The sequence below is a fragment of the Vibrio sp. Isolate23 genome (assembly GCF_022398095.1).
GTDB lineage: Bacteria > Pseudomonadota > Gammaproteobacteria > Enterobacterales > Vibrionaceae > Vibrio > Vibrio coralliilyticus_A.
This window is the reverse complement of record NZ_JAKEUV010000001.1, coordinates 659,824-685,969: the sequence shown is the minus strand read 5'-3', so window position 1 is coordinate 685,969 and position 26,146 is coordinate 659,824. Positions and strand designations below refer to the sequence as shown.

Genomic DNA, 26,146 nt, shown 5'->3' with positions numbered 1-26,146 from the left:
GCGGCTTTATTGTTTTTGTCAGTTTAGTTAGCGGCTCTCACTTTACCTTGCTTGAGATTGTTAAGTACCTCAGTTTTAGGTCCATCAGCAATCACACAACCTTTTTCCATGACGATGACTCGATCAACCACATCGAGCATAGACGTTTTATGCGTAATTAAGATCAGCGTTTCTGATGGCTTAAGTTGCTCCAACTGCTGCTTGATGTGCATTTCAGAGCGGTTATCCATAGCACTGGTTGGCTCATCCATTAACAGCACTGGTGGGCGACCAAGGAAGGCGCGTGCAATAGTCACGGCTTGACGCTGTCCTCCTGAGAGTAACAAGCCGCCTTCGCCAACCTGACGTTCTAAACCAGCGGGGTCTTGTTGTGTAAATACGGTTACGCCAGCACGATTGGCGGCATCCATCACATCACGATCATCGGCTAGTGGGCGGCCAAGGGTAATGTTGTCGCGAATCGAACCATAGAACAGTTGGCTGTCTTGGGGTACACAGCCGATGTTACGCCGAATATCAATGTGATGCAGTTGTTCAATATCGGTATCATCGATGCGTACATGGCCTTCGGTTGGCTTAAATAGACCCAGTATCAAACGTTCCAGTGTTGTCTTACCTGAGCCAATTCGACCAATGATTGCCACTTTCTCACCCGGATTAATCGTGATGCTTAGATCGCGAATAGATGCAATGGGCGAATCAGGATAGTGGAAAGTCACTTTATCTAGTTCAATCTTACCTTGAACAATAGGGCGGTGGATGTAGCGCTTCCCTTCTTCCTGTTCATCTGGCATTTCCATGACTTGCTCGATAATGGTCATAGACGATTTAGCTTGATTGTAGCGTGTAGAGAGTAAGGAAAGTTGAACCATAGGGCCAATGGCTCGGCCGCTAAGCATGGTGGCGGCAATCAAGCCACCCATGGTGAGTTCACCTTCTGCTATCAGATACACACCTAGGATGATCATACCGACGTTAGACGCTTGTTGAACAAAGCCAGCGGTATTTTGGATACCATCTGTGATGCGACGGCTCTTGATATTCCAGTTGGCCATATGAGCAACGGCTTCTTCCCAGCGGAACTGAAATTGGCTCTGTGCACCAAATAATTTTACGGTTTCAAGCCCTGACAAACTCTCAATCAAGTTAGCGTATTTCTGTGAAGCAAGACGTGAGCCTTCTTCAATGGTACGGCGCAATGGGCCCTGAATCAGCGCTGAGTAAACAATCAGAATCACGACGCCAGCAATGGGAACCAAGACTAGATTGCCAGCCATTAACCAAATCAAGACAAGGAAGAGTAAGGAGAACGGCAGGTCAATCAAAGAGCCAATGGTTGCTGAAGTAAAAAACTCCCGAATGGACTCAAATTCTTGTAAGTGGCGGGCGAAAGCCCCAACAGAGGGGGGCCTTGATTCCATGCGAATACCAAGTACTTTGCTGAACAGTTTGGATGAAATTAATATGTCCGACTTCTTGCCCGCCACATCAATGAAGTAGCTGCGCATGATCTTGAGTGTCAGGTCAAACAGGAAGATGACGAAAATACCACTTGCCAGTACCCATAAGGTTTCAAACGCAAGATTGGGCACCACTTTGTCATAAACTAGGCGGGTAAACATCGGTGCAGCTACGGCAAACAAGTTAATCAGAATAGAAGCGATTAAGACATCGCGGTAGATGTTCTTTGACTGCCAGATGGTGCTCCAAAACCAGTGACCTTCACGGGTTTTGAGGACTTCCGGAGAGCGCTCATCGTAACGAAACTGTTTCTTAACCAGAAAATAGCGACCGATGTAGAGCTCTTCCAGCTCATCCAAAGGGATAGAGATTGGTACTAAGCCGGATTCGCCTGTAACGATTTCAGCTTCCTGCTTGTCGCTGTTAATGGCGTTAAGCACACATGCATCGCCGCTTTTGAGTAACAAAACGACAGGTAAGACTAAATCTGAAATATCTTCGAGCTTGGAACGATTTTCTTTTGCAACTAGTCCAGCACGCTCTGCAGAGCGCGGAAATAGGAATGGCGTGAGCTTACCCTCTGTTAAAGGTAAGCCGTTAATCAATGCTTCCGGTGAATTGGCCAGCCCGAAGTAACGGCTGACGTAAATCAGCGAATTGAGTAAAGGATCCTGCATTTAAAACCTTTTTACTTATCGACAATGAAGCCTTGGAAGACATCAATAAAGTGTTCAGACAAAAAGTCCAACTGGGTTTGTGTCTCAACTCGCGACGCAATGGTCTTGATCCCAAGGTTATGTGCGGTACGTGAGATAGAAGTCAGGGTAAATTTCTGTTTCTCATCATCCAGATGATGAGTGTAGAGATAATCCAGTTTCACGTAAGCAGGGCGGAACTCATTTATGTAGTCCAGCGACTGGAAATTACGCCCGTAGTTATCAACACCAAAATCTGAACCCGCGTTACGCACTGCATTACAGAATAGAGCAGTATGGTGTGGCGTATTTACAAAGCAGCTTTCAGGAATTTCGAAATGCAATTGGCTGGCAACCGATTTGTGTCGGTTTAGCATCTGAGTGATCCAGCGGATGAAGCTCGGTTGAGCAATACTGCTTTGCGAGACGTTAATTGCGATGGGTTCGGCAAATTCGCCATTTTCTAAGCGTTCTACAATTGCCTTGATCACATACTCATCGAACAGGTGACTGGCATTCAACTGCTCAAGAGCGAATAAGTATTGATTAGCGCTAAAGCGCTCACCATTTTTCTCTATAGAAGAGAAGACTTCACGGTGGTAAGTTTTACCCCAACCGTCATTGGCAGCTTGGAAACGGAACTGGAACCAGTCGTTGCTCATCGCTTCTTCGACTAGTGTCTTCCACTGTTGTTTACCCATCAGGTTCTCGGAGCTGTTACCGGTGACGTAGCCGTAGGCTATTTCTGGGTCAGATTTTGCCGTGGCTAAAGCATTATCTAGCATGGTGAGCACTTCAGACGCACTCTTAGTTGCTTCGCTGTAGACGACGCCAAGCGATAAGTTCGATGTGGCCATGCCGGTCGGGTCAGCATTGATGTCTTGAACGTAAGTTACGATGCTCTCTGACACTAGTTTAAGATCCGTTTCATCTATGTTTGGTAAGATAAAACCGAACTCGGCAGAGGATATACGAGCAAGCGTCACATCCGGCGAAGTCAAAGACACTTTTAGGTGATCTGCTAACTCGCGTACCATGCCATCGCCTGCTTCGTAACCTTTTTCCTCATACAACTCATGAATAAAGCTGGCTTCAAGAATGGCTACACCACCAAAACCACCTTCACCAAGCCATGAATTCAACTGGCTCATATAGTAAGCGCGGTTGCCAAGCCCAGAAACAGGGTCAATATACGCGCGTTCACGTAGCTGTTGAGCTTCTTTGGCTTGAGCTTGGAAGGATTTCTCTACCTGTGCGGACATACTGTTGATGCCATCAACGACATAGATTAAATCTTTCGTGGTTGGTCTAGGAAGAGGATCTCCAAATTGATTGCGTGCCACCTGTTCCATTTTCTCCACGATGAGTTGAAGAGGACGAAGGGCACGTTTAAGAATAAAGGCGATGGCCAAGAGACCAATAGTAAAAATCAGGCTGAAAGCAACAACCAAACGCTCGAATGCGTTCCACAACTGGGTGTAGGCATCCCCAGTGTGGCTGACGATTTCAACTTCGGCTAATTGCATCCATCCACTGGTCACTACACGCCGATCGTGAATTTTTTCAAACAAGTGTAGGTTGGTGAACCACTCTGGTACATCGAGAGGTTTGACTGGATAAGAGCGCAGAATCTCTTCGCCACTATCTAAGAAGATCAGTCGAACGACGGAATAACTGCTGCCATCAAATAGAGCATTGATAACAGATTCCACTGCGACCTGATCTTTGCTCTCTAGATAGGGAGCCAAAGCCAAGCCGACCGTATTAATGGTGTTATTCACTTCTGAGCGCTGCTGCTGCACTAAGTTATTGCGCGTGGTGTTAAATTCGATGATGAAAACCGAAGCCATCAGCATCAAAAATACAGCAATCATTCCCGCGACAAGCTGTTTATATAAAGTCATATTGCCTACTCATCGTAATTCACTATTGGTTTATTCAGTTTGAGTGATTTTTCACGGGCACGAAGATCATTCCACAGACTGAGTCGGGATGATTTTCCTGCCAGTTGCCCTTGTTTCGATTTCATTAGCCAAAGATTTTTACCGTTGAAACTGTAGATCGGTAATAAGTCTCGGCGCTTGGATGCTTTTTTGATTCGTGGATCGATGTTGTCCAGCAGAATAGGCTCTGCGCTGGGTTTCGAATAGTATGCGAGCACCATATGGAACTGATTTAGCGTGATGGCTTTCACGTATACCAAACGCAGCTTTCTATCTGAGACGCCTAGCTCGAGCAGAGAAAAATATTTGGCAATGGTAAAGTCTTCACAATCCCCAGCGTTACTGCCCAAGAACTCGAGTGGGGTAGCCCAGTAGTCTTTCTTGCCCCACAAACGATCATCGTTAACAAAATTCAGTTGGTTGAAGAAATTATTGACCTCGGTAAGCTTTTGCCTTTCTGACAAGCCCTTAAATTGTTCCATCTCACGACGCCAAGTTTCGACCCGCTTCCCTGCTCTGTCTCCATAGGTGTTGCGCACAGCTTCAACCCAGCGCTGTTCTTGAGTATTAAGCGCCTGTGAAGCCGTGGAAGCCAAAATAATAAGCAGAGCTATTAGCCAATATTTCATGTGGGCTAAGCTCTGACCTTATTTGTCGTACTGGTTGTTGGCATCTTTATTCCTTCAATGCGTTGCCTTTGGCACCTAAAATAGGTTTGAGTAAGTACTCCATGACGGTACGTTTGCCTGTGATGATATCGACGGATGCAGTCATGCCAGGAATGATAGGTAAAGAGGTATCGTTATTGAGGCTGGTTTCTTTGGTTCGAACCCTGACAAGATAAAAGCTATTGCCTTCTTCATCCGTGGTGGTATCGGCACTGATGTGTTCAAGTGTTCCTTCCAACCCACCATATTTGGTGAAATCGTAAGCGCTGAATTTGACAATGGCGTGTAAATCAGGGCGGAGGAATGCAATATCTTGTGGAGCAATCTTAGCTTCGACGAGCAATGTATCTTCGCTTGGGACGATCTCCACGATGTCCATACCCGGTTGTATAACTCCACCCACAGTGTTGACATTGAGTGTTTTGACCGTGCCAGTGACAGGGGAAATGACCACCGTACGATTCACTCTGTCCTCTAGACCTACGGTAGACTCAGTAAGAGCAGAAAGTTTATCCTGTGCTTCGTTGAGCTTTTCTTGTTGCTCTGAACGAAATTTCTGTGCGGCATCAATACGACCAAGCATAGACTCTTTAATCGCTGATTTGAGTACGGGAACTTTCAGTTCGCTGGAGGTCATTTCTCGGCGAGTATCGTTTACCTGACGTTGAAGCTTGAGTAGTTCAATCCGTGGTACTACACCTTCATCCGCAAGGGGTTTAGTGATCTCTAGCTCTTTGCGTGCGAAGTTATAACTTTCACGCAGGTTTCTGACTCGGGCTTGAATTTCTACTAAATCCTGCTGTTTTTGTTTGACTTGTTGATCGATTAAAGAAATCTGGTTACGCAGATTGTTTAAATCCTGACGATATTCCGCGCGCTGACGCTCAACCAATTTAGGCTGTCGCTCTTCAAGTTGGGGCGGGAAAGCAAGCTTACTGAAATCGATCTGGACACTTTTCTGCCAAGATTTTTCACTGAAGTCTTCATTAATAGTGACACTCGTGATAGAAGCGGAGAGCTGCAGCACACTTGCCGTTAGGTTGGCGACTTGTTGTTCTCGTTCGCGAAAATCAGAGCGGAAGCGAGTATCATCGATTAACAGTAGTTGCTGGCCTTTTTGAACCACCTGTCCCTCGCGAACAAGAATTTCTTTCACGAGCCCACCTTCAAGGTTTTGTACTATTTGTACTTGAGAAGAGGGAACTACTTTTCCTTGCCCTACGGTCACCTTATCGATTTGAGCCCATGAAGCCCAGATACCCGCCAGAATGAAAAATAGAACCATCACCCACAGCATAATACGAGCACTACTCGGTGTATTGAGTAGAAGTGCTGCCGTTTTGTCATCCACATACTCAAGCTCATTACTTGAGAGCTTGTTGTAGCTGTCTTGACTCATTGATGTTCCTTGTTGCTTTGGCGTATTCGATTGATTCTATTATTCATATTGGCAAATGTTAAGTTATAGCTGTTAGAACGATGTGCTATATCAAACACTTACATAATAGAAAACAATCAATCAGTTGTACTAAGTATATACGGGTATTTTTCTTGATAACTTGTTATCTGCTAATGACAGCTCTTTCCAATACATCAAATTCTCAGGCAATGTGGTACATACGCTTGTGTTCATGTCTATATGAGCGCACAATCAGCAAAAAAATTTCGCAGGAGAGAAGATGGAACTCGAAGATATCCGCCGTGAATACAGTAAGGGTGGTTTGCGTAGAAAAGATCTTAAAGCTAACCCAGTGGATCAGTTCAACTTATGGCTACAGCAAGCGATTGACGCTAAGCTCACCGATCCGACGGCCATGACCGTAGCGACGGTAGACGAGCAGGGTCAACCTTTCCAGCGAATCGTTTTGTTGAAGCACGTTGATACTCAAGGGTTTGTATTTTATACCAACCTCGGTAGCCGTAAAGCGCAGCAAATAGAAGGTAACTCTCGAGTAAGTCTTCATTTCCCGTGGCATCCATTAGAACGTCAGGTCCATATTACGGGTGTGGCAGAGAAGCTGAGTATTACGGAGAACATTAAGTACTTCTCCTCACGGCCTAAAGAGAGTCAATTGGCTGCAATTGCCAGTAAACAAAGCAGCCGAATTTCAACACGCGGAGTATTGGAAGGTAAGTTTCTTGAGCTGAAGCAGAAGTTTGCTCAAGGTGAGATTCCTGTACCTACTTTTTGGGGCGGCTTTCGTATTAAGCCGGAAAGCATTGAATTCTGGCAAGGGGGAGATCACCGCCTGCATGACCGATTCCTGTTCTCCAAAGCAAACGGTGAGTGGCACATCGATCGACTGGCTCCATAACGTTACTTTTACTCATACAATACGCCGCTTTATGCGGCGTATTCATTATTGAGCACGACCGAAAGTTGAGTGCGTAATAGCGTGTGTGGTATGTGTGAGCCAAATCCTGCATCCAAAGCCATATCGATTAACTGTGCTTTACTGTGAGCACCGAATTTTTCCCTTAGATGGAGCACGTAGTTTTCTAGCGTCTTGGTTGAGATGTTCATGATGTCTGCGATGTATTTTGGCTTCTTGCCATAAAGCAGCAAGAAAAGGACTTCAGATTCACGTGTCGTCAGCTTTATTTGGTGATTTTTGGGCGACAGATGATTTAGTGATATCCGTTCTTCGTCGTGCAACCCAGTCGCTCGACAAATCCAATGCCCAACTTCGAGAATGGCAGTATCTGTCAGCTCCTGCCCATAGAATATGGTTCCTTGTACATTACCTTGTGCATCCAACCATGGGGACTTACTAAAAATATGAGTGTGCCAAGTGCCATCTGGGTAGGGGTGTATGTCGAGTACTTTGATTGACCGCTTGTTTTCAATGACAAAACGATCTTGCTCTTGAAAGTCACTGGCGCATTTAGTGGTGGGACTTGGCATTTGGTGATCTGTGAGACCAATACAGTCTTGTGGTGAATTAAAACCAATCAACTTGGCGTAAGCGCGGTTCGCATAAGCAAAAATCGAGTGGCGGTCTTTGCAGCCCCAATAACCAGGTAGTTGGTTAAACAGGGATATTAAGTGTGGTTCCAAGGTCATTCCTGCCGTTCACAGTATTCGACATATGATATCAAATGAGTAATCCGCCAATCCATTCCTGATTGCAGTTGATGGCCTGAATATAAGAAATTTTGGCTATATTTGAATTGTGTTTTGAATAAAAAATTGCCAGCAATCGACAGGAGAGCTGGCAAATACAAGAATTGTTCTTGTCGACGTGTAGAAGAGGTTCTATGAACTCAGTACGAGGAACTGAGTATAGACGTACCAATCGATACTAAGCTCAGTGTTGGCTGAACTCAGAACTGATTCTATCTGGATTATGGGTACAAAAAAGGGGGGAAATCCCCCCTGCTGGTCTACTTAGTGGATGTCACGTACAACTCGAAAGCCAACATAGTTAGCTGCGGACGAACTGGACAATGATAGCTGCTGATGCGCAGCGGCCATATCCGGAGAGAAGTTCCATGCGCCGCCTTTGAGCAAACCTCGGGCATCGCTAGTCCACTGCCAAACGTTGCCCACTGTGTCGTAAATACCTAAACGATTGGGTTTGAAGGCATTGACGGGAGAAGTACTCTTGTTTGACCAAGGAGTACCTCCCCAACCTGTATTAGCTTGGTTGGGAATAAACTGATCGCCCCACCAGTAATGAGTTTCAGCCCCTGCTCGAGCGGCAATTTCCCACTCATCTTCATTTGGCAATCGATAGCTGTGATTAGTCTTATTACTTAACCAGTTAGCATAGGCCTGCGCATCATTTCGGCTCACACAAACAACAGGGGAGTTGGATGCTTGTTTAAAGCCTGGGTTTCGCCAGTAACCTTTTGAAATCGGTGTCACTTCACCTTTGACGATAGCTGTACAGGTGTTTTTTAATTCTGCGTCGGTTTGGTAGTTGGTCGCATCAACAAAAGCTTTAAATTGTCCGACGGTAATCGGTGTAGTTCCAAACCCCAATGGGTGTTTGAGTTTTAGTTGCTTGGAGCCGTGTTCACCCACAAGATATTGACCAGAAAGAATGGTAGAGAGTTCTGGCCCTTGAAGCCCTGACCCTAGGGAATCTGCGAACTTGTCACCTTCACGTAGAGGATTGGCTTTTTCAACCAAGACGGCGCGTAGATTTTGGTCACGTTTTACAGTCAGCTCGCGGTGGAAGGAGCGGTAACCTTCTTTCTCAACAGTGATCATGTGTGGGCCAACAGGAAGCATGACTTCTACAGGGGTGCTACCGTAGTTAACACCATTGATCGTTACGTTATCGTCAAAAAGATTGGAGCGAATGGTCAAGGTGACCCAAGCGACTTCTTTGTTACTGACAAACGCATCTTTGTCACTCAAAGTTTCTGGCTCAAAACAGTATTGTTTATCGATACCGAGCAATGTACACGCTGCGCTTTGGGTTGGTCGAGCTTGCATTTCCACATCCATCAGGCTTCGGTAGCGAACACCATCATAGAAGCCCGATTCTTTGGATTTTGAGCGAAGTACATGAATATTGAAAGGTACTTTGTTGGCGTTCAGCTTGACGACTTGAGGCTCACTGGTGCTAGCAATAAGCTCGGATTGGAACTGTTTGACGGCTTTTTGCAAGGCAAGGTCACGTGTCTGGCGATCACATTGAGCGATGGTCATATCCGCTTGACAACGGTTAGTAAAGCTGACGGATAAAGTGTGAGCTTGTTGCAGCTCTTCTTGAAGACGTTCAGCGCGAGCACGGAGTTTATTTTGGTCTAAAACTTCAATGCTTTGTTCGATGGCTTCGACTTCACTATTTGCAAGATCCAGTTGGTGCTTGAGCTCTTGCAGCTGTTGTTCTTCAGATAGGCGTTGCTTTTGGTTTTGTTTTACCTTTGACCAAGCGTCTTGGTATTTTTCCTGCGTTGCAGCTAAATCGATGCTTGGGTTGTCAATCATTCGAGAATAGTCGCTTTCGAGGTTCGCTTTGGCTTCGCTGAGTGTTTTATCCAAAGATTTGACGAGTTTGGTTAACTCTGCGACAGACTGTTGTTGCTCTTCATACTTTGCGTTTTGCTCATCTCGAGCTTGTATTGCTGCTTTTAGCTCTTCGTGCTTGTCAAATAACTGCTGGTCGATCACGACAATAGGGTCTCGCGCCTCTTGGGCCAAAGCATTGGCTGTGAGAAAGCAAGGTGACAAAGCAAGAAGAAGGAGCGTTGGTAAACCAGTTCGCATTATCTATTTCTACAATTTTTTCTATCTGATGGGCTTATTCTAAACGAAAACGCCATTTTGTCTTAAGTTATAAAGCAATAACTTACGACAAAGTGGCGTTTTTGGTCAATTTTGTGCAATCCCCCTCTTTCTAAAAAGAGAAGTGGGTTAAATATCTGAATCCGGACGTAGCTTAACCCAAACTGTGTCATTGCCATGGACGGCAATAGTGCGATTGTAAGTTTGGAAACCGTCTTTAGAAACAGTGAACTGATGCTTACCCCTAGGGAGGACAACTTCGACTGGCGTGCTACCATAGTTGACACCGTTAATGGTGACACGATCTTCATACTGATCTGAGCGAACGGTAATGTTTGCCCAGCTTTTCTCTTTGTTGTTGCTCTGGTCTTTTTTCGTCACTTCAGCCCCATTCAGGCAGTAACGGGAAGAGACATTTAGTAGTTTACATGCTGCTGACGCTTCTGGACGAGCTTGAAGCTGTGCCTGCATTTCAGTGTAGTAACTGTTATTGCCTTCGAAGCCTGAGCGGATAATTTGGCTCTCTTGAACAAACACGTTGAGCTGAACACCTTTCAGGTTTTGCTTGGCAAGGTTCGCTTCGGTTAGACCGTCAAGTAGCTTCGCTTTGAATGTGTTGACTGCACGTTGTTTGGTGAGGTATTTACCCTGATTAGTGCACTCACCCAATGTCATGGTTGCTGAACATGTGGTTTTAAACGCGGTATTGAGTACGTCACTTTCACGAAGTTCGGCATCGAGTCGTTTAACGCGTGCCTCTACTTTCTGTTCCTTAAGGTAAGACAGCTCGGAGTTAATTCGAGAGCGTTTCTGCTTTATCTGAGATAAACGCATTTCCTGCTCGGTAATGGCTTGCTCTTGTTCAAGAATTTGTGTTTGGTTTTCTTTCACAGAGGACCAAGCTTGCTGGTACTCTTGTTGGAAAGACAGCAGATCGACATCTGGATCGTCTAGAAGGCGATTATATTGTTTGTCCAGTGCAGATTTAGCGCGATTACGCTTAGCGTTGAGCTCTTGCTCTTCACGCTGGTATTTGCTCAGTTCAGCCCTAAGTTGTTGTAAACGTTCGGACTCACCTTCGAACTCAGCGCCTAGCGCTTGCAGTTCACTTTGTTTGTTTTCTAACTTACTATCGATAGCTGCGACAGGATCGGCAGAGTCAGCCGTTTCCGCAAAAACCGAAGTCGATACCCATATAGGGCTTAGCGCAATTAAAAGCGCTGGGATGCGACGTGTTATCATATTTCCCTGCAACAATTAACGTTTTATTACCAACGTAAAAACCCAAAAAAGACAAACTTTTGACAGTCCTTGTTCCCCTGTCTCTCCCAAGTTTTTCTTTTATCCCTGCATCTTTCTTTTAACAGATTAATCAGCGTTTGAGCAGAATAATCTCATGAGTGTATATAAAACTTGGATGCTACCTATCATTTTGAGTTGATTGGGGAAATATGCAAGTGAAGATTGAGCATCTGCAAAAAGAAATGTGGCTAGAAGTGACATATACCGTAATTTATGTGCACTTGATCATTCTTCCGAAGCTTATGTTGAACAGCTTTTTCCTGTTTTAGGGACTCGGTTTTAAGCCTAGAGCAAGGTTAGTATTTGCTCGATTGCATATGAGGTTGAATAGATTTCGGATTGAGAAGTTTTTGGTATAACATGCGACTCTAGTGTCATTTAAGATCACAAAACTGTGTTATGAGCTCATCTAAGCACCCAGCATTGACTGGTGAACATGCCAAACTTTTGTCACCTAAGCCTGCGGAGCTAGTGACATTGCCTTCTTATATGGATTGCCATGATCACAGCTATACCCAGGTAGTCATTGGCCTGAAAGGGCAGGCGGAGTTTGAAGTCAGTGGGTTTGGTAATTTAGTTGGCCCGGGCCAAGGTTGTGTTGTGAGCTCCGGTTCAGGTCATGCGTTTGGTGGTGTGGTCGGCCAGTCAGATATTCTGGTTTTGAACATGCCCCCTCCGTCAGGAGATGATCCCTTGATGCTACAAAAGCTCAATGAAATCAGTCAGCGTGATACTTATTTTCAGCTCGACGGACAAATCCAGAAGCTCATACAAATGCTGGTGGCTGAGATGCATTCCAACCCAGAAGACTTGCTTCTTAGTCGTGCCTGCAACGATACGGTTATCGCACTTCTCCAGCGTCATATGTCGACGTTTGCTCCTTCGCGCAAAGAATCGCGTTTCGACCTTGAGGCGATTGATCGATATATCGAGCAGCACCTGAGTCAAAAGATCTCAGTTGCTCAATTAGCTGGTAGTGTCTTTCTGGGTGAAAGCCAATTTCACAACTTATTTAAAGAACAGATGGGAATCACACCTCATCAATATGTGCTCGGTAAGCGTATTGATATGGCTAAATCACTGATTGAAAAAGGGCATCTTTCACTTGGCCAAGTGGCAGAACTGACAGGCTTTTCTGGTCAAAGTGCTTTTACCCATACCTTTTCTCGACTGCAAGGCATGTCTCCATCCCGCTACAAGAAACAATTTGGTTAAATAAGAAAAGATTAACCATATATTATTTTGCTCATTTGCATGTGACTCTGTTTTTGTTTTGTTAATAATCAGAGTTTTTAGCAAAAAACTCGGAGCTTTTGACAAGTAATCCTCTCGCGCTCAAAATACACTGCAAACCATTGTAAGAATCCTGATGAATTTATCAGGTTTGAGATTGAGGAAAACGCATGTTTACAGCAACTGATGTGTTGAATGCCGAGTTTGTTGAGCAGCCGCTTAACAAACTGTGGTCATTGATCTCGCCACTTTATATGGTGGACGAATCCCAATGGCTTGAACAATTGTTGCCTTTGGCAATCCCTACTGATGCTGAAAAAGCACAGATCACCGCGAAAACAACTGAGCTGATCGAAACCATCCGCGCAGACAAAAAATCAATCCAGATGATTGATGCCCTGTTGCTTGAGTACAGTTTAGATACTCAAGAAGGTATCTTGTTGATGTGTCTTGCCGAAGCGCTAATGCGTATTCCGGATTCCGCGACTGCTGATGCTTTAATCCGAGATAAGCTCAGTGTTGCTGACTGGAAATCTCACCTTAAGAATTCAGATTCTGTATTCGTTAACGCGTCCACTTGGGGATTGATGCTGACGGGCAAAGTGGTGGGGCTTCCTGAAGCGGATTCACAAAGTCCTGTCTCAGCAGTCAATCGCCTAGTCAACAAGATGTCAGAGCCAGTGATTCGTAAAGCGATGCATCAGGCTATGAAGGTGATGGGCCATCAGTTTGTTTTGGGTCGAAGCATTGCGGAAGCTCAGAAAAATGGCCGCAACATGCGTGATAAAGGCTTCACTTATTCCTACGATATGCTAGGTGAAGCTGCGCTGACTACTTCAGATGCTAACAAATACTTCAAAGATTACTTAATGGCAATTGAAGCGGTTGGACGCGATAAATATGGGTTAGAGACCAGCCCTGCGCCTTCCGTTTCTATCAAGCTTTCTGCACTTCATCCACGTTATGAGGTGGCAAACGAAGAACGTGTGATGACTGAGTTAGCTGATACGCTAATGCAGCTACTTCGCCGCGCTGTTGAACTTGATGTGGCGATCACTATTGACGCAGAAGAGGCCGATCGTCTTGAACTGTCACTCAAGTTGTTCGAAAAAGTGTATCGCAGTGACTTAGTCAAAGGTTGGGGCAAGTTTGGTCTGGTAATTCAGGCTTATTCAAAACGTGCATTGCCTGTGTTGGTTTGGATTAATGGCTTGGCAAAAGAGCAGGGTGATTTGATCCCGCTGCGCCTAGTTAAAGGTGCTTACTGGGATAGTGAAATAAAATGGTCTCAACAAGCTGGTTACGATAACTATCCAGTTTATACTCGCAAAGAAGCGACGGATGTTGCTTATCTAGCGTGTGCTCGATTCCTACTTTCTGAAAATGTTCGCGGTAATATTTTCCCTCAATTCGCTAGTCACAACGCCCAAACCGTCACATCAATCGCAGTGATGGCTCAACATAAAGATTACGAATTCCAACGTTTACATGGCATGGGGGATTCCCTATATAACCATGCGATGGAAGCTTACCAGCAGCCAGTTCGTATTTATGCACCTGTGGGTAGCCACAAGGATCTCTTACCATATTTGGTGCGTCGCTTGTTGGAAAATGGTGCAAATAGCTCATTTGTACACCGCTTAGTCGATGCTCGTTGTCCTGTTGAAACATTGACGCAGCATCCTGTCGATATGTTGAAAGCGTTTGATACGCTGAATAATGTCAATATTCCACTGCCACCACAAATATTCCCTGAGCGTCGTAACTCTTACGGTGTCAACGTTGATGTGGAGTCTGAGGCGAAGCCTTTTGAGCAAGCTGTTGAAGGGTTCTTAAATAAGCAATGGATGGCAGGCCCGATCATCAATGGTCAAGCTTATGCTGAAAGCATGATCAAGGTAAATGTGAATACTGAAGTGGTCACAGCGCCTTATGACCGCCGTATTAAAGTCGGTCAGGTAGCCTTTGCATCTCTTGATCATGTTTCCGCAGCGATCGAAGGTGCACAGCAGGCATTTGCAAATTGGCAGAAGAGTGATAAAGCTCTACGAGCAGAGAAGCTGGATAAGTTAGCTGACCTGCTAGAAGAAAACCTCGCTGAGCTTGTGGCACTGTGCCATCAGGAAGCAGGTAAAACAATTCACGACAGCATTGATGAAGTGCGTGAAGCGGTTGATTTCTGTCGCTACTACGCTAAGCAGGTTGATGCTTTAGGTGAGCTTCAGCTACAAGGCTTTGATGGCCAATCTCGTACAGTGTCTCGTCAAGGACGTGGTGTCTTTGTCTGTATCAGTCCATGGAACTTCCCACTGGCGATTTTCCTCGGCCAAATTACCGCTGCTCTTGTTGCGGGTAATACAGTAGTCGCTAAACCAGCAGAGCAAACTAGTTTGATTGCTGCACGTGCAGTTGAGCTGATGAATGATGCAGGTTTCCCTGCGGGGACTATTCAACTGCTGCCAGGTCGCGGTGCTGAAATCGGTTCGGCATTAACCTCTCACTCTGCCATTGCTGGTGTTGCCTTTACGGGTTCAACGGCGACAGCGCAACGAATCAATCAAACATTGGCGGCTCGTGATGCTGAGCCAGTTCCGTTTATCGCGGAAACAGGCGGTCAAAACGCAATGATTGTCGATAGTACAGCGCTACCTGAACAGGTTGTACGTGATGTTATTCGTTCTGCGTTTGCCTCAGCAGGCCAGCGTTGTAGTGCTTTGCGCGTACTGTATGTTCAGGAAGACATCGCTGATCGCATCGTTGCACTGATTCAGGGGGCGATGCAGGAACTGAGTGTCGGCCTTCCTTATCTTCATTCCACCGATGTGGGGCCGGTTATCGATACGACAGCCAAAACCAAACTGGTTAAGCATATTGAGCGTATGACCGCGACGGAAAAGAAAGTGGCTGAACTTACTTTGGGTGAAGAACATCAACACGGTGATTTCGTTGCACCAAGTGCCTTTGAAATTCGTGATATTTCGTGCTTAGAAGAAGAGCAATTTGGCCCGATTCTGCATATTGTGCGCTTCAAGGCCAATGAACTGCATCAGATTGTAGATCGCATTAACAGCACAGGTTTTGGTTTGACTATGGGGATTCATAGCCGTAACGAAACCACTTACCGCTGGATTGAAAAACACGCACGTGTGGGTAACTGCTACATCAACCGTGATCAGGTGGGTGCGGTTGTTGGCGTGCAACCGTTTGGTGGTCAGGGCCTTTCTGGTACGGGGCCAAAAGCTGGCGGCCCGCACTACCTATTCCGTTTTACACAAACTTCGTTTTCTTAATCTGTTGGTAAGGAGAAAGATTATGGTTCATCAAGTAACTCGTTTTTCTGATGCTTACTCAGCTTGGGAAAACTGGAATCTGACTAGCTTTGATTCTAAAAGTGAGTGTTTGCTTTCTTTTAAACAGGCTTTGCAGTTAGAGCAAAAAAACTTAGCGTCCGTGATGGCTTATCATATTGAGCATGCTTCAGCCCTGCTGGCTGAAACACACCAATTGATTGGTCCGACAGGCGAAACTAACGAGTTGTATACCGCTGGCCGTGGGGTGGCGCTCATAATTCAAGAGGAGGCATCAGCGTCTTCTCAGCAGGCGACCGTAGCTCAGCTGACAGCGGCCTTAATTGCTGGTAATAGCATCATCTTGTGCAGTGATGATGCGCAACTTAGCCAGGATTTGGAAGCTGCCTACAAGCAGTCTTCCCTACCTATGAATCTATTACAATTTGCCTCTCTTGATGCATATCATCAGTTACTGGAGTCAGATGTACGTAGTGTTGGATACATAGGTAATCAGGAGGTTGAACGTACAATCAACCGCCAATTAGCGAAACGTTCAGGCGCGATTGTTGGCCTAGTTTCGGAAACGGACGTGACTGCGATTCCGGTCGCACACGATCCACACTTATCGCTTCGCTTTATCACAGAGCGAACGAGAACAATAAATATAACAGCAGTGGGTGGTAATGCGACCTTGCTAGAGCTTGGGAGTGAAGCCCACTAATCCTTTCTCAGAGAGCCCTCACTCTGTGTAAGTGGGGGCGTTCATGGAAGGCGATCTTTTATAAGAGGACAAACACATGGAAAATAGCTTTGCTATTACGACCACGTTTATTGCGTATCTCATTCTGATGCTGGCAATAGGCGTTATTGCATACCAACGAACGAAAAACTCAGCGGATTACTTTTTGGGTGGCCGTTCATTAGGGCCTTGGCCAGCAGCCCTTTCAGCAGGTGCGTCAGATATGAGTGGCTGGTTACTACTAGGGCTTCCTGGCTATGCATACGCTGCCGGTATTGAAGCATTTTGGCTAGCAGGTGGTCTGTTAGTGGGTACTTGGCTGAACTGGTTGATCAGTGCTAAGCGTCTTCGTACTTACAGTATTACGACGGATGCTCTGACGTTGCCTGAATTCCTGTCACGCCGCTTTAATGATAATTCGAAACTGATTCAGGTTATCTCTGCTTTCTTCATCCTTTTATTCTTCCTTTTCTATACCAGCTCTGGTCTAGTAGCAGGCGGAAAACTGTTTGAAACAGTATTCGGATTGGATTACACCACAGCTGTTATCATTGGTACGGTTTGTGTGGTTTCCTACACGCTATTCGGTGGTTTCTTAGCGGTATCATGGACTGACCTTGTACAAGGCCTTCTGATGGCAGCCGCGCTGATGATTGTACCTATTGCAGCGATGGAAGGTGGTTTTGGTCAACTAAGCTCTGATCTCACCAACATCAACCCTCAGTTGCTGACTTTCTGGAATGACACAAAAGGTGAACCGTTGTCAGCGATTGCGATCATCTCTTTGGTTGCGTGGGGCCTAGGTTACTTTGGTCAGCCGCATATCTTGGCTCGTTTCAAAGCTGCTCGCAGCAACAAGGATTTAACCACTGCGCGTCATATCGCCGTGATTTGGACTGCACTATCTATGGTTGGCGCAATGCTGGTTGGTCTGGTTGGTCTGATTTACGTTACCAACTCTGGCGTATCCATTGATGATGGCGAGAAGATCTTCATGTTACTGGTGAACTCTATCTTCCATCCGGTTGTAGCGGGTGTTCTACTTGCGGCGATCTTGGCGGCTATCATGAGTACGGCCGATTCACAGCTTCTGGTTTCTTCTTCCGCGTTGGCAGAAGACTTCTATAAGCAGCTGGTGAAGAAAGATGCAAGTTCAGAAGAGATTGTGATGGTTGGCCGTATTGCGGTAGTGGCTATCTCTATCGTCGCACTAATCCTAGCGATGACGCCAGACAGTTCAGTTCTTGGCCTAGTGTCTTACGCGTGGGCAGGCTTTGGTGCGGCATTTGGTCCTGCATTGGTGCTTAGCCTTTACTGGTCTCGCATGAACCGTAATGGCGCGCTTGCTGGTATAGTGATTGGTGGTGTGACTATCGTGGTATGGAAGCAACTAACAGGTGGTTGGTTCGATGTTTACGAAATTGTTCCGGGAATCATCTTCTCTACTATCGCAATTGTGGTTGTAAGCCTGATGACAGGTGAACCAGAAGAATCGGTAAAAGTGCAGCACGCGAAGTTTGAAAAACAGCTTACTGAGCTTGAATAAGCAGTGAACTGACGAAACATAAAGCCCCGATATTCGGGGCTTTTTTAATAAAATTGATTAATAATTGAACTTGGTTCACAAATTTAAAATGAAAATTTGAGCAATTGGAACTAAGGCCTTACTAATATGTCCACTATCAATAACGCCATCGCTCACGGAGAAAGAAAATGCCTCAGGTATATTGCCATTGCTGCCAAAAAGTGACTGCTCACAAAGTTGTTATGAAGCGATGCCAAGAAGAGCATGACTCTGTGAAAAAGAGTTTGGCGTGTTTCTTGGCGACCCTCTTCCAGGGCGCACATTATGTAAAAATGGAAAAGCAGTCGTTTTGTCGTGTGTGCAACACTCAGGCAGACTTAGTCCAAGAGCGTGAGCTCTCGAATGTTGAAGCCGCATAAATTTCTATTCTTGCCAATAAAATTTCTTCTAAAGCTGTTCCTTTATTAGGTTTCATTGACTTGTTTCTATTATGATAAGCATAAAGAAAGACATCTAATCAGAGCGTTAAATGGACTTAGATAGAATTGATCGTGAAATCCTCCGAACCTTAAACCTAAAAGGCCGCCTACCTGTTGTAGAACTTGCTAAGCAAGTAAACTTGACCACCTCACCTTGCTCTGAAAGGGTTAAACGCCTTGAAAAAGAAGGCTATATCAAGGGCTATCACGCTGAGCTCAACCCAGAAAAATTGGGTTTAGATGTGCAGGTTTTTATTCATATCCGTCTTGACCAAACCAGCTTCTCAATCTTTGAGAAGTTCGCTAAAGCGGTGGAAGATATGCCAGAGATAGAAGAGTGTTATTCATTATCTGGTGATTTTGACACCATGATTAAGGTTCGAGTTAAAGATATGAAAGCGTATCAGAATTTTATGTCGACTAAGCTGGGTACCTTACCCGGTGTGATTCAGACGCGAAGTGAAGTAGTGATTGAAGAGCACAAAACCAGTTTTGGTGTGAATGCTGATTTAATAGCGACGCTCTAGATCAAAAAAGGGAAGTGCGAGCTTCCCTTTCTGAGTTTTCATGTCTTGAGTTAGGCGATAAACGACGACGCAATACCAATCAAGCCACCAAAAACGCCTCCCCAGACTACCAGCCAGCCTAAATGCTCTTTAATCATTTTCTGGACGATTTCTTTGACCAGCTTTGGCGTTAGTTCACTTAGACGCTGATCAATAATATTTTCAATGTTAACCTGAATCTCTTCCATCATAGCTGGCGATTCCAGTTGACCCTTTAGGGCTTCTTTAACCGCATCGCTTTGACTGATTTCTACTACCGCTTCCTGCATTTTTTCAACAAAAGGTTCTTTTAATGGCTGCAGGGCTTCAGTGCCACCAAACATGGCCAGCATACTGCCAAAGGAAGAGTTTGCAATGACATTGACCAGAGAGTCAAACGTTGGATTAAAATCGACTTTTTCTAATACGGGCTCAAGGTTCAATGTTTTGCCTGACATTTCTTTGTTTAAGAATCGGTCGATGTTTTCTGCAGTAAAAAACTGTTCCATCATTAGGTTTTTGATTGCCGCTTTAAATTCTTCAAATTGTGCTGGAATAACCCCTGAACCGTATAAACCAGGGACTTTTTCAAACAGCATGTGAATCGCTAACCAGTTGGTGATTGCGCCAGAAAAAGCAAACAAGCCGGCGTAAAACGCGACTTGGTTGTCTGTTTGATAACCGCCAGCTAATAGCGCCAGTGCCAGCACATTTGTCAGTAAACTTTTATTCATTGGTTTTGTTGAACTTGGTTGAATGCGAATGGCGCGAGTATATATCAATTGTTGTGGCAGATTGAATATCGAAAACGAAAAAGCAGAGGCGAAACCTCTGCTTTAATGTTTTTAAACGGGTGGATTAAGCCGTTTGTTTTTGCTGATCTTCGTCGCCGATGAAACCGCCCGTCTGGTGCGCCCAGAGCTGAGCATAAATGCCTTCATTCTGGATCAGCTCCTGATGAGTACCTTGCTCAACAATCTGTCCTTTATCCAAAACAATCAATCGATCCATTGCGGCGATGGTGGATAGACGATGGGCAATGGCGATAACCGTTTTCCCTTCCATCAGCTCATTGAGGCTTTCTTGAATTGCAGCTTCGACTTCTGAGTCAAGGGCCGAAGTGGCTTCATCCAAAATGAGCAAAGGCGCATCTTTAAGCAGCACACGTGAGATGGCGATACGCTGCCTTTGTCCTCCGGACAACTTGACGCCTCGCTCACCCACCTGAGCATCGTAGCCTTTGTTACCGAATGGGTCACTCAGTGTCTCAATAAACTCGTGTGCATGGGCTTGTTTGGTTGCGCGTAGCAGATCGTCTTCACTGGCATCAGGGTTTCCATAGAGGATATTGTCACGAATTGAGCGGTGTAGCAGTGAGGTATCTTGGGTTACCATACCTATATTGCTGCGCAGAGAGTCTTGAGTGACATCAGAAACCACCTGACCGTCTATCTTAATGTTACCGCTTTCAACGTCATGGAAACGAAGGAGCAGGTTGACCAAAGTTGATTTACCTGCGCCAGAGCGACCAACCAGACCGACCTTTTCTCCTGGCTTGATGTTAAGGTTGAGGTGGCTGATCACACCTCTACTCTCGTCACCATAATGGAAACTGACGTCGTCAAACTGGATACCACCTTGCTTAACCGTTAACGGCTTTGCATTGTCTTTATCTTGAATATCAATCGGCTTAGATAGTGTCTTCATGCCATCGACAACAGTCCCCATATTTTCGAATAGGGCGCCGACTTCCCACATAATCCACATAGACATGCCGTTGATACGCAAAGCCAGAGCGATGGCTATAGCAATAGCTCCAATACTGATCGAGTTGTCCATCCAAAGGTAGATAGAGAGAGCACCTATGGTGAAGACCAGCAGGTAGTTAGTGACTTCGACGGCGACGTCAAAACCGGTGACTAAGCGCATCTGACGATAAACGGTATCAAGGAAACCACGCATGCCATTCTCTGCGTACACAGTTTCCCGTTTGCTGTGGGAGAAGAGTTTAACCGTAGCAATGTTGGTGTAGCTATCTACGATACGCCCTGTCATTGTGGAGCGGGCATCAGCTTGCTCAGAAGCGACCTTTTTCAATTTAGGTACGAAGTAGATCTGAATAGCGATGTAACACAATAGCCAAATAACCATAGGGATCATCAGACGCCAGTCAGCTTGAGCCAGAAGCACGACGATCGCAGTGAAATATACGGATACATAAACGAAAACGTCCATGGTTTTCATTACGGTTTCACGGACTGCCAGAGAGGTTTGCATCACCTTAGTCGCGACACGACCTGCAAAATCATCCTGATAGAAATTCAGGCTTTGTTTTAGCAAGTAGCGATGCGCTAACCAGCGAATGGACATCGGATAGTTGCCAAGGAGTGTTTGGTGCACCAATAGTGAATAGGCAACGACCAAAACAGGCATGACAACTAAGAGCAAACCACCATAAAGCATGAGTTCGGATCGGTTTTCTTGCCAGAATGTTTCAGGGTTACTGGTTGACAGCCAGTCAACAAGGTTGCCCATGGCACCAAATAATGACACTTCTACGATGGCCACAACCGTTGCCATCAACGACATAAGGATCAGAGGTACTTCAAACCCGCGAGTGTAATAACGACAGAAAGCAAAAATTCCACTCGGTGGCTGAGAAGGTTCTTCATTAGGAAAAGGTTTCGTGAAACCTTCAAATTTCTTAAACATAACTCGCCTTAAAATTCACAACGCAGAAGAAAGCTATAGATAGCGGTTGCGCTTTGCATCATATGGTAGCTCGTTAATGTGTGAAATGTAACCGTATATCAACCATTTGTTATACCAATAGCTGCATAATATTCAGTCAAAGGGTTTTAAATGTCATTCGATCCATAAAATTTACTGTAAAACTTAAGATTCACAGTAAAAATGTAAGATTGGTATCGATTGTTATGCATGAATTCAGTAATTGTTATCTTAACAATATGTCTACAATTCAGCGTAAGTGAGTGAGATATAACGAGTCTATCGCCATGTTCAAACAGCAAACACAACTAGAAAAGTCAGTTTCTACCGTGCAAAACGCCAACTGTGTGGTAATGGTTCCACCAAAAGAATTTGCGTTTAATGCTGAAACCGCTCGAGACAATGAGTTCCAACATCAAGTCAACGAAACCACGGAGCAAGTTCGCAAGCAAGCGATGCAAGAATTTAATACCATGGTTGGTCAGTTGCGCCAAGCTGGTGTTCAAGTTGTGGAATTTGATTACCCTCTTGGTGAAGTCGAAACGCCCGATGCCGTTTTCCCTAATAACTGGTTCAGCACTACTGCTGATGGTGCTTTGTACACTTTCCCTATGGCGTGTGAAAACCGTCAGCAGGAAGTTCGCCCAGATGCTTTGCGTGAAGCTCTAGAAGCCGCAGGGCGAAAGGTGGTGTCAGAAGATTCTCTGACTGATTATCTGGCTCAAAATGCACATCTAGAAAGTACGGGTGTGATGGTCATTGATCATGTCAATCGTACTATTTATGCGGCGTTGTCACAGCGTTGTGATCGCGAAGTATTGGAAGACTACGCTGAGCGTATCGGTTACGATCGTGTTGTGTCATTCCAGACTGCCTTACCGTCAGGCAAGCCGATCTACCATACGAATGTGATGATGGCGATCGGGGAGCGTTTCTGCGTCATTTGTGACGAAGTGATTCCTGAATTTGAACGTCGTTTTGTACTTAAGTCTCTGGCGAAAGATAAGCAGGTTATTTCTATCAGCCTTGAGCAGATGAACCAGTTCTGTGGCAACATTCTAGAACTTGAAACGGTGAATGGTGACAAAGTGATTGCCATGTCACAATCGGCGTACGATGCCTTCTCATCAGCACAACGTGCCCAACTTGCGAGCCACGGAAAGCTTTTACCTTTCAACGTTCAGACCATTGAGTCGATCGGGGGTGGCAGCGTTCGTTGTATGCTGGGTGAAGTTTTCTTACCAAGCCGGCAGACCCTTCTATAAATATTTAACAGCCTGTCATCTGACAGGCTGTTTTCTCTATACAATTACAAACCCGGCAAATGCCGGGTTTCAAATTGATGAAGCGATTACTTAATCAGCCCCGCTTTTTAATACTTGAATACGTCTGCGTGAAGTGGGCGACGAGCCATCATTGACCATTATGAGCTTTTGGAATGAGATTCAGTAGACAAAGATGAAAAGAAAAGCAGCCAGTTGGCTGCTTTAGTGATTAGAGTTCGCGGCTTTCGGCAAACTTTTCTAGCCCCAGCACTAGAGCAATGGCACACAACATAAGAACGACAGCGATGCCTATTTGTGCTGGCTGTGACGTGATGGCTTCAAAGTCAAACGGTGATAGGTTGCGCTCGACTAGTGGGACTTGCTCACCACTCGAATTCGTCCGCCAGGTTAGAGTCTCTTTCCAAGGCCAGATCTTTGGTAATGTGCCAATCATTAAGCCAGTTAAAAAAATCAGAGTCACATCCCTGAAGCGTTTTAGTAGCCAAGACAATACGTGAGAAAAACTCAGCAAGCCAATCACACAGCCAGTGAGAAAGAGCAGCAAGATAGTCACATCCAGTGATTTCACCGCACCTAGAACGGAGCTATACATGCCGATGAGCAACAAAATGAAGCTGCCTGAGATCCCCGGTAAAATCATGGCACAGATGGCGATAGCCCCCGCAAACATGACATTAATATTGGTCGGATCCATTTGAAGTGGTTTGAGGATGGTAATGCTATAAGCAAACCCAACCCCGAGTAATAGGAAGATAAGTCGGCTGATACTTCTTTTTTCAATTTGCTTTAGCATATGGAAGACCGAAACCAGAATTAAGCCAAAGAAGAAAGACCAGAGAGGGATAGGGTGTGTCACTAATAGCCATGAAATTAGCTTTGCCAGAGTCGCAATGCTGGTTAGTACACCACCAAAGAGAGCGATAAGGAATAAGCCATTGATATGATTAAACGCAGCTTTCAATCCATCGCGTTTTAAAATACCAATTAAGCTTGGGTTAATACGCCGGATACTCTCCAATAATGTGTCATAAATACCAGTGATGAAGGCAATGGTACCACCAGAGACGCCTGGTACCACGTCGGCAGCGCCCATAGCTAAGCCTTTGAAGAAAGTAGATAGATAGTTCATTCGTTACAGCGGTTCAGTTTAGGTAGTGGGAGTATATCGGATTGACGTCAAAAAAGTATGAAAATAGTGAATGGATAAACTAGTTGATAAGATACTTGTTTAATATCGAATTGCACTTTTTTGCAAAATGCAATTTTCATTTTGCATTTTCATTATAATAAATTGGTGAAAAGTTGGATCAAGATTAGGGTTTTTGTGGGTTTTAAAGTTGGCACGATACCTGCTTTATTTAGGGTGACCCTTATTAAGCCGAGGGTCACCTAGCCAACTGACGTTGTTAGTGAATGAACTTGTTCACACAATATATACGCCAATCGCCATTATTGCGGTTGGCTTTTTTTTTTTTGCTTTTTAGCTCACTCTTCGTCAATTTACAGTGATTCATAAAACGAATTTTCTCTCTGTACTCGACAAACGCTCGTGAGTTTATTAATAATGCCCGCTTTCTTTTTGACCCTAAAGTACATCATCGGGTCTTACTGTTGAAAATCGCGTGGGAATATCCACAGTAGAGAGGGCACCTTTCAATAGAGAATATCTCAATCAATGCCTACAATTGTTACCTGCTCCCTTGGTAACGAAAAGGCTTAGAGCAGTATGCTCTTTACTCGTTAGGGAAGATGAGTGACAAACAATGAAGAGGTTATATGAATCAGATAATTTCGGTTGGACCACTAGAATCTTTCTTAATTGCTATCAGCGTGTTATTTCTAGGTCACTTTGTAAACTCAAAGCTGCCAATTTTGAAGAAATTCAACATTCCAGAGCCTATTGTTGGTGGATTAATCGTTGCGATGATCATCACTGCAATGCATTTTAATGGCGTAAGTTTGGAATTTTCACTGCCACTGCAGAATACCTTTATGCTGATGTTTTTCAGTACCGTGGGGTTAGCTGCAAACTATACGCAGTTAATGAAAGGTGGAGCGAAAGTCTTTGTTTTCCTTGCGGTTGCGTCTTTTTACATCATTATTCAAAACGGTGTTGGGGTGTCATTGGCTTCAGCTCTAGGTTTAGACCCATTAATGGGTTTGATTGCTGGCTCTATTACCTTATCCGGCGGCCATGGTACTGGTGCTGCATGGTCTCAAACTTTTACAGAGACCTATGGTTTGAGTAACACCTTAGAAATCGCGATGGCCTCGGCGACATTTGGTTTGATTATTGGCGGTATAATTGGTAGCCCAGTAGCACAGAAGTTGATTAACAAGAATAACTTTGAATCTGAATACGGGCGTGGTACCCAAACCCACGAAAAGTTCCCAGAAGTGGTGACGTATAACGAATACGAAGAAGATAAGGTGACAGCAAAAAAGGTCATTGAAATACTTTTTATCCTCCTCATTTGTGTCACTGGTGCTAAATACCTTGAACAATGGGTTAGCAGCTTAGAAATCAGTTGGCTGATGATCCCTGACTTTGTTTATGCGTTGTTTATCGGTGTGTTTATCACCAATATTCTGGAAGTGACCAAAACTCACAAAGTGGATGCGGAGACGGTTGATATTTTGGGTACTGTGTCTTTGTCGCTGTTTTTGGCTATGGCTTTGATGAGCTTAAAACTATGGAATATTTTCGATCTCGCGATTCCATTTCTGATTATCCTATCGGTTCAGTCTGTCATTTTGGGTATTTTTGCTTACTTTGTGACGTTTAAGGTGATGGGTTCAAACTACGATGCGGCTGTTATTGCGGGTGGGCATTGTGGTTTTGGTCTGGGGGCAACGCCGACCGCTGTTATGAATATGGGGTCTTTGGTGAATAAATTTGGCCCTTCCCCACAAGCTTTTATGGTCGTACCGATTGTGGGCGCCTTCTTTATTGATATTGTGAACCTGATCATCCTACAAGGTTACATCTCCTTTATCGGCTAAGAGCATAC

Annotated in this window: 19 protein-coding genes; 9 read left to right on the top strand and 10 right to left on the bottom strand. The window is 44.9% G+C overall.

Going from position 1 to position 26,146, the window contains the following annotated elements; all coding sequences use genetic code 11:
• Nucleotides 1-23: 23 nt before the first annotated feature.
• The 4 genes from L1D31_RS03005 to L1D31_RS02990 are packed head-to-tail and all read right to left on the bottom strand — an operon-like array spanning nucleotide 24 to nucleotide 6,166.
• Nucleotides 24-2,138: a type I secretion system permease/ATPase gene (locus tag L1D31_RS03005; protein ID WP_239835602.1), complete on the bottom strand. Its 2,115-nt coding sequence runs from the start codon at nucleotides 2,136-2,138 to the stop codon at nucleotides 24-26.
• A gap of 11 nt (nucleotides 2,139-2,149) precedes the next feature.
• On the bottom strand, nucleotides 2,150-4,060 hold the full coding sequence (locus tag L1D31_RS03000; protein WP_239835601.1) for an EAL domain-containing protein: 1,911 nt from the start codon (nucleotides 4,058-4,060) through the stop codon (nucleotides 2,150-2,152).
• Between the two features lie 5 nt (nucleotides 4,061-4,065).
• A complete protein-coding gene (locus L1D31_RS02995) occupies nucleotides 4,066-4,728 on the bottom strand; it encodes a transglutaminase-like cysteine peptidase (RefSeq protein ID WP_239835600.1) in 663 nt (220 codons plus the stop codon).
• A gap of 46 nt (nucleotides 4,729-4,774) precedes the next feature.
• Nucleotides 4,775-6,166: an HlyD family type I secretion periplasmic adaptor subunit gene (locus L1D31_RS02990; RefSeq protein WP_239835599.1), complete on the bottom strand. Its 1,392-nt coding sequence runs from the start codon at nucleotides 6,164-6,166 to the stop codon at nucleotides 4,775-4,777.
• A gap of 280 nt (nucleotides 6,167-6,446) precedes the next feature.
• Between L1D31_RS02990 and pdxH the strand changes: the two genes are divergently transcribed.
• A complete protein-coding gene (pdxH, locus tag L1D31_RS02985; RefSeq protein WP_239835598.1) occupies nucleotides 6,447-7,082 on the top strand; it encodes a pyridoxamine 5'-phosphate oxidase in 636 nt (211 codons plus the stop codon).
• Between the two features lie 29 nt (nucleotides 7,083-7,111).
• Here the strand turns inward: pdxH and L1D31_RS02980 are convergent, their stop codons facing one another.
• The 3 genes from L1D31_RS02980 to L1D31_RS02970 form a co-directional block, all read right to left on the bottom strand.
• Nucleotides 7,112-7,831, bottom strand: a complete 720-nt coding sequence (locus L1D31_RS02980; RefSeq protein WP_239835597.1) for a helix-turn-helix transcriptional regulator — start codon at nucleotides 7,829-7,831, stop codon at nucleotides 7,112-7,114.
• Between the two features lie 324 nt (nucleotides 7,832-8,155).
• On the bottom strand, nucleotides 8,156-9,988 hold the full coding sequence (locus tag L1D31_RS02975) for an SUMF1/EgtB/PvdO family nonheme iron enzyme (protein WP_239835596.1): 1,833 nt from the start codon (nucleotides 9,986-9,988) through the stop codon (nucleotides 8,156-8,158).
• Nucleotides 9,989-10,135: 147 nt separating this feature from the next.
• Nucleotides 10,136-11,248, bottom strand: a complete 1,113-nt coding sequence (locus L1D31_RS02970; RefSeq protein WP_239835595.1) for a PEGA domain-containing protein — start codon at nucleotides 11,246-11,248, stop codon at nucleotides 10,136-10,138.
• A gap of 459 nt (nucleotides 11,249-11,707) precedes the next feature.
• Here L1D31_RS02970 and L1D31_RS02965 point away from each other — a divergent pair, with 459 nt between their 5' ends.
• The 6 genes from L1D31_RS02965 to L1D31_RS02940 all read left to right on the top strand — a co-directional run bounded on the left by L1D31_RS02965 (nucleotide 11,708) and on the right by L1D31_RS02940 (nucleotide 19,101).
• Nucleotides 11,708-12,523 carry an AraC family transcriptional regulator gene (locus L1D31_RS02965; protein WP_239835594.1) on the top strand — a complete coding sequence of 272 codons (816 nt, stop codon included), beginning with the start codon at nucleotides 11,708-11,710 and terminating at the stop codon, nucleotides 12,521-12,523.
• A 188-nt stretch (nucleotides 12,524-12,711) separates the two neighbouring features.
• Nucleotides 12,712-15,831 (top strand): bifunctional proline dehydrogenase/L-glutamate gamma-semialdehyde dehydrogenase PutA, encoded by a 3,120-nt coding sequence (gene putA / locus L1D31_RS02960; protein ID WP_239835593.1) that lies wholly within the window; start codon nucleotides 12,712-12,714, stop codon nucleotides 15,829-15,831.
• 22 nt (nucleotides 15,832-15,853) lie between these two features.
• Complete coding sequence (locus L1D31_RS02955; protein ID WP_239835592.1) at nucleotides 15,854-16,552, top strand: 1-pyrroline-5-carboxylate dehydrogenase; 699 nt, start codon at nucleotides 15,854-15,856, stop codon at nucleotides 16,550-16,552.
• A gap of 76 nt (nucleotides 16,553-16,628) precedes the next feature.
• The gene (gene putP / locus L1D31_RS02950; protein WP_239835591.1) at nucleotides 16,629-18,116 is read left to right on the top strand and encodes a sodium/proline symporter PutP; all 1,488 of its coding nucleotides are present in this window, start codon (nucleotides 16,629-16,631) and stop codon (nucleotides 18,114-18,116) included.
• Between the two features lie 167 nt (nucleotides 18,117-18,283).
• Entirely contained in the window at nucleotides 18,284-18,514 is a 231-nt protein-coding gene (locus tag L1D31_RS02945; RefSeq protein ID WP_239835590.1) for a hypothetical protein, read from the top strand.
• A gap of 110 nt (nucleotides 18,515-18,624) precedes the next feature.
• Nucleotides 18,625-19,101, top strand: a complete 477-nt coding sequence (locus tag L1D31_RS02940; protein ID WP_239835589.1) for an Lrp/AsnC ligand binding domain-containing protein — start codon at nucleotides 18,625-18,627, stop codon at nucleotides 19,099-19,101.
• Nucleotides 19,102-19,151: 50 nt separating this feature from the next.
• Here the strand turns inward: L1D31_RS02940 and L1D31_RS02935 are convergent, their stop codons facing one another.
• Entirely contained in the window at nucleotides 19,152-19,853 is a 702-nt protein-coding gene (locus tag L1D31_RS02935) for a DUF445 domain-containing protein (RefSeq protein WP_239835588.1), read from the bottom strand.
• Between the two features lie 124 nt (nucleotides 19,854-19,977).
• Nucleotides 19,978-21,831, bottom strand: a complete 1,854-nt coding sequence (locus L1D31_RS02930) for an ABC transporter ATP-binding protein (protein WP_239835587.1) — start codon at nucleotides 21,829-21,831, stop codon at nucleotides 19,978-19,980.
• A 305-nt stretch (nucleotides 21,832-22,136) separates the two neighbouring features.
• Between L1D31_RS02930 and L1D31_RS02925 the strand changes: the two genes are divergently transcribed.
• On the top strand, nucleotides 22,137-23,114 hold the full coding sequence (locus tag L1D31_RS02925; protein ID WP_239835586.1) for an arginine deiminase-related protein: 978 nt from the start codon (nucleotides 22,137-22,139) through the stop codon (nucleotides 23,112-23,114).
• 229 nt (nucleotides 23,115-23,343) lie between these two features.
• On the opposite strand, the gene L1D31_RS02920 is transcribed toward L1D31_RS02925, so the two are convergent.
• Nucleotides 23,344-24,264, bottom strand: coding sequence for a DUF368 domain-containing protein (locus L1D31_RS02920; protein WP_239835585.1), 921 nt, complete (start codon nucleotides 24,262-24,264; stop codon nucleotides 23,344-23,346).
• Nucleotides 24,265-24,911: 647 nt separating this feature from the next.
• On the opposite strand from L1D31_RS02920, the gene gltS reads away from it, so the two are divergent.
• Nucleotides 24,912-26,138, top strand: coding sequence for a sodium/glutamate symporter (gene gltS, locus L1D31_RS02915; RefSeq protein ID WP_239835584.1), 1,227 nt, complete (start codon nucleotides 24,912-24,914; stop codon nucleotides 26,136-26,138).
• Nucleotides 26,139-26,146: the final 8 nt, after the last annotated feature.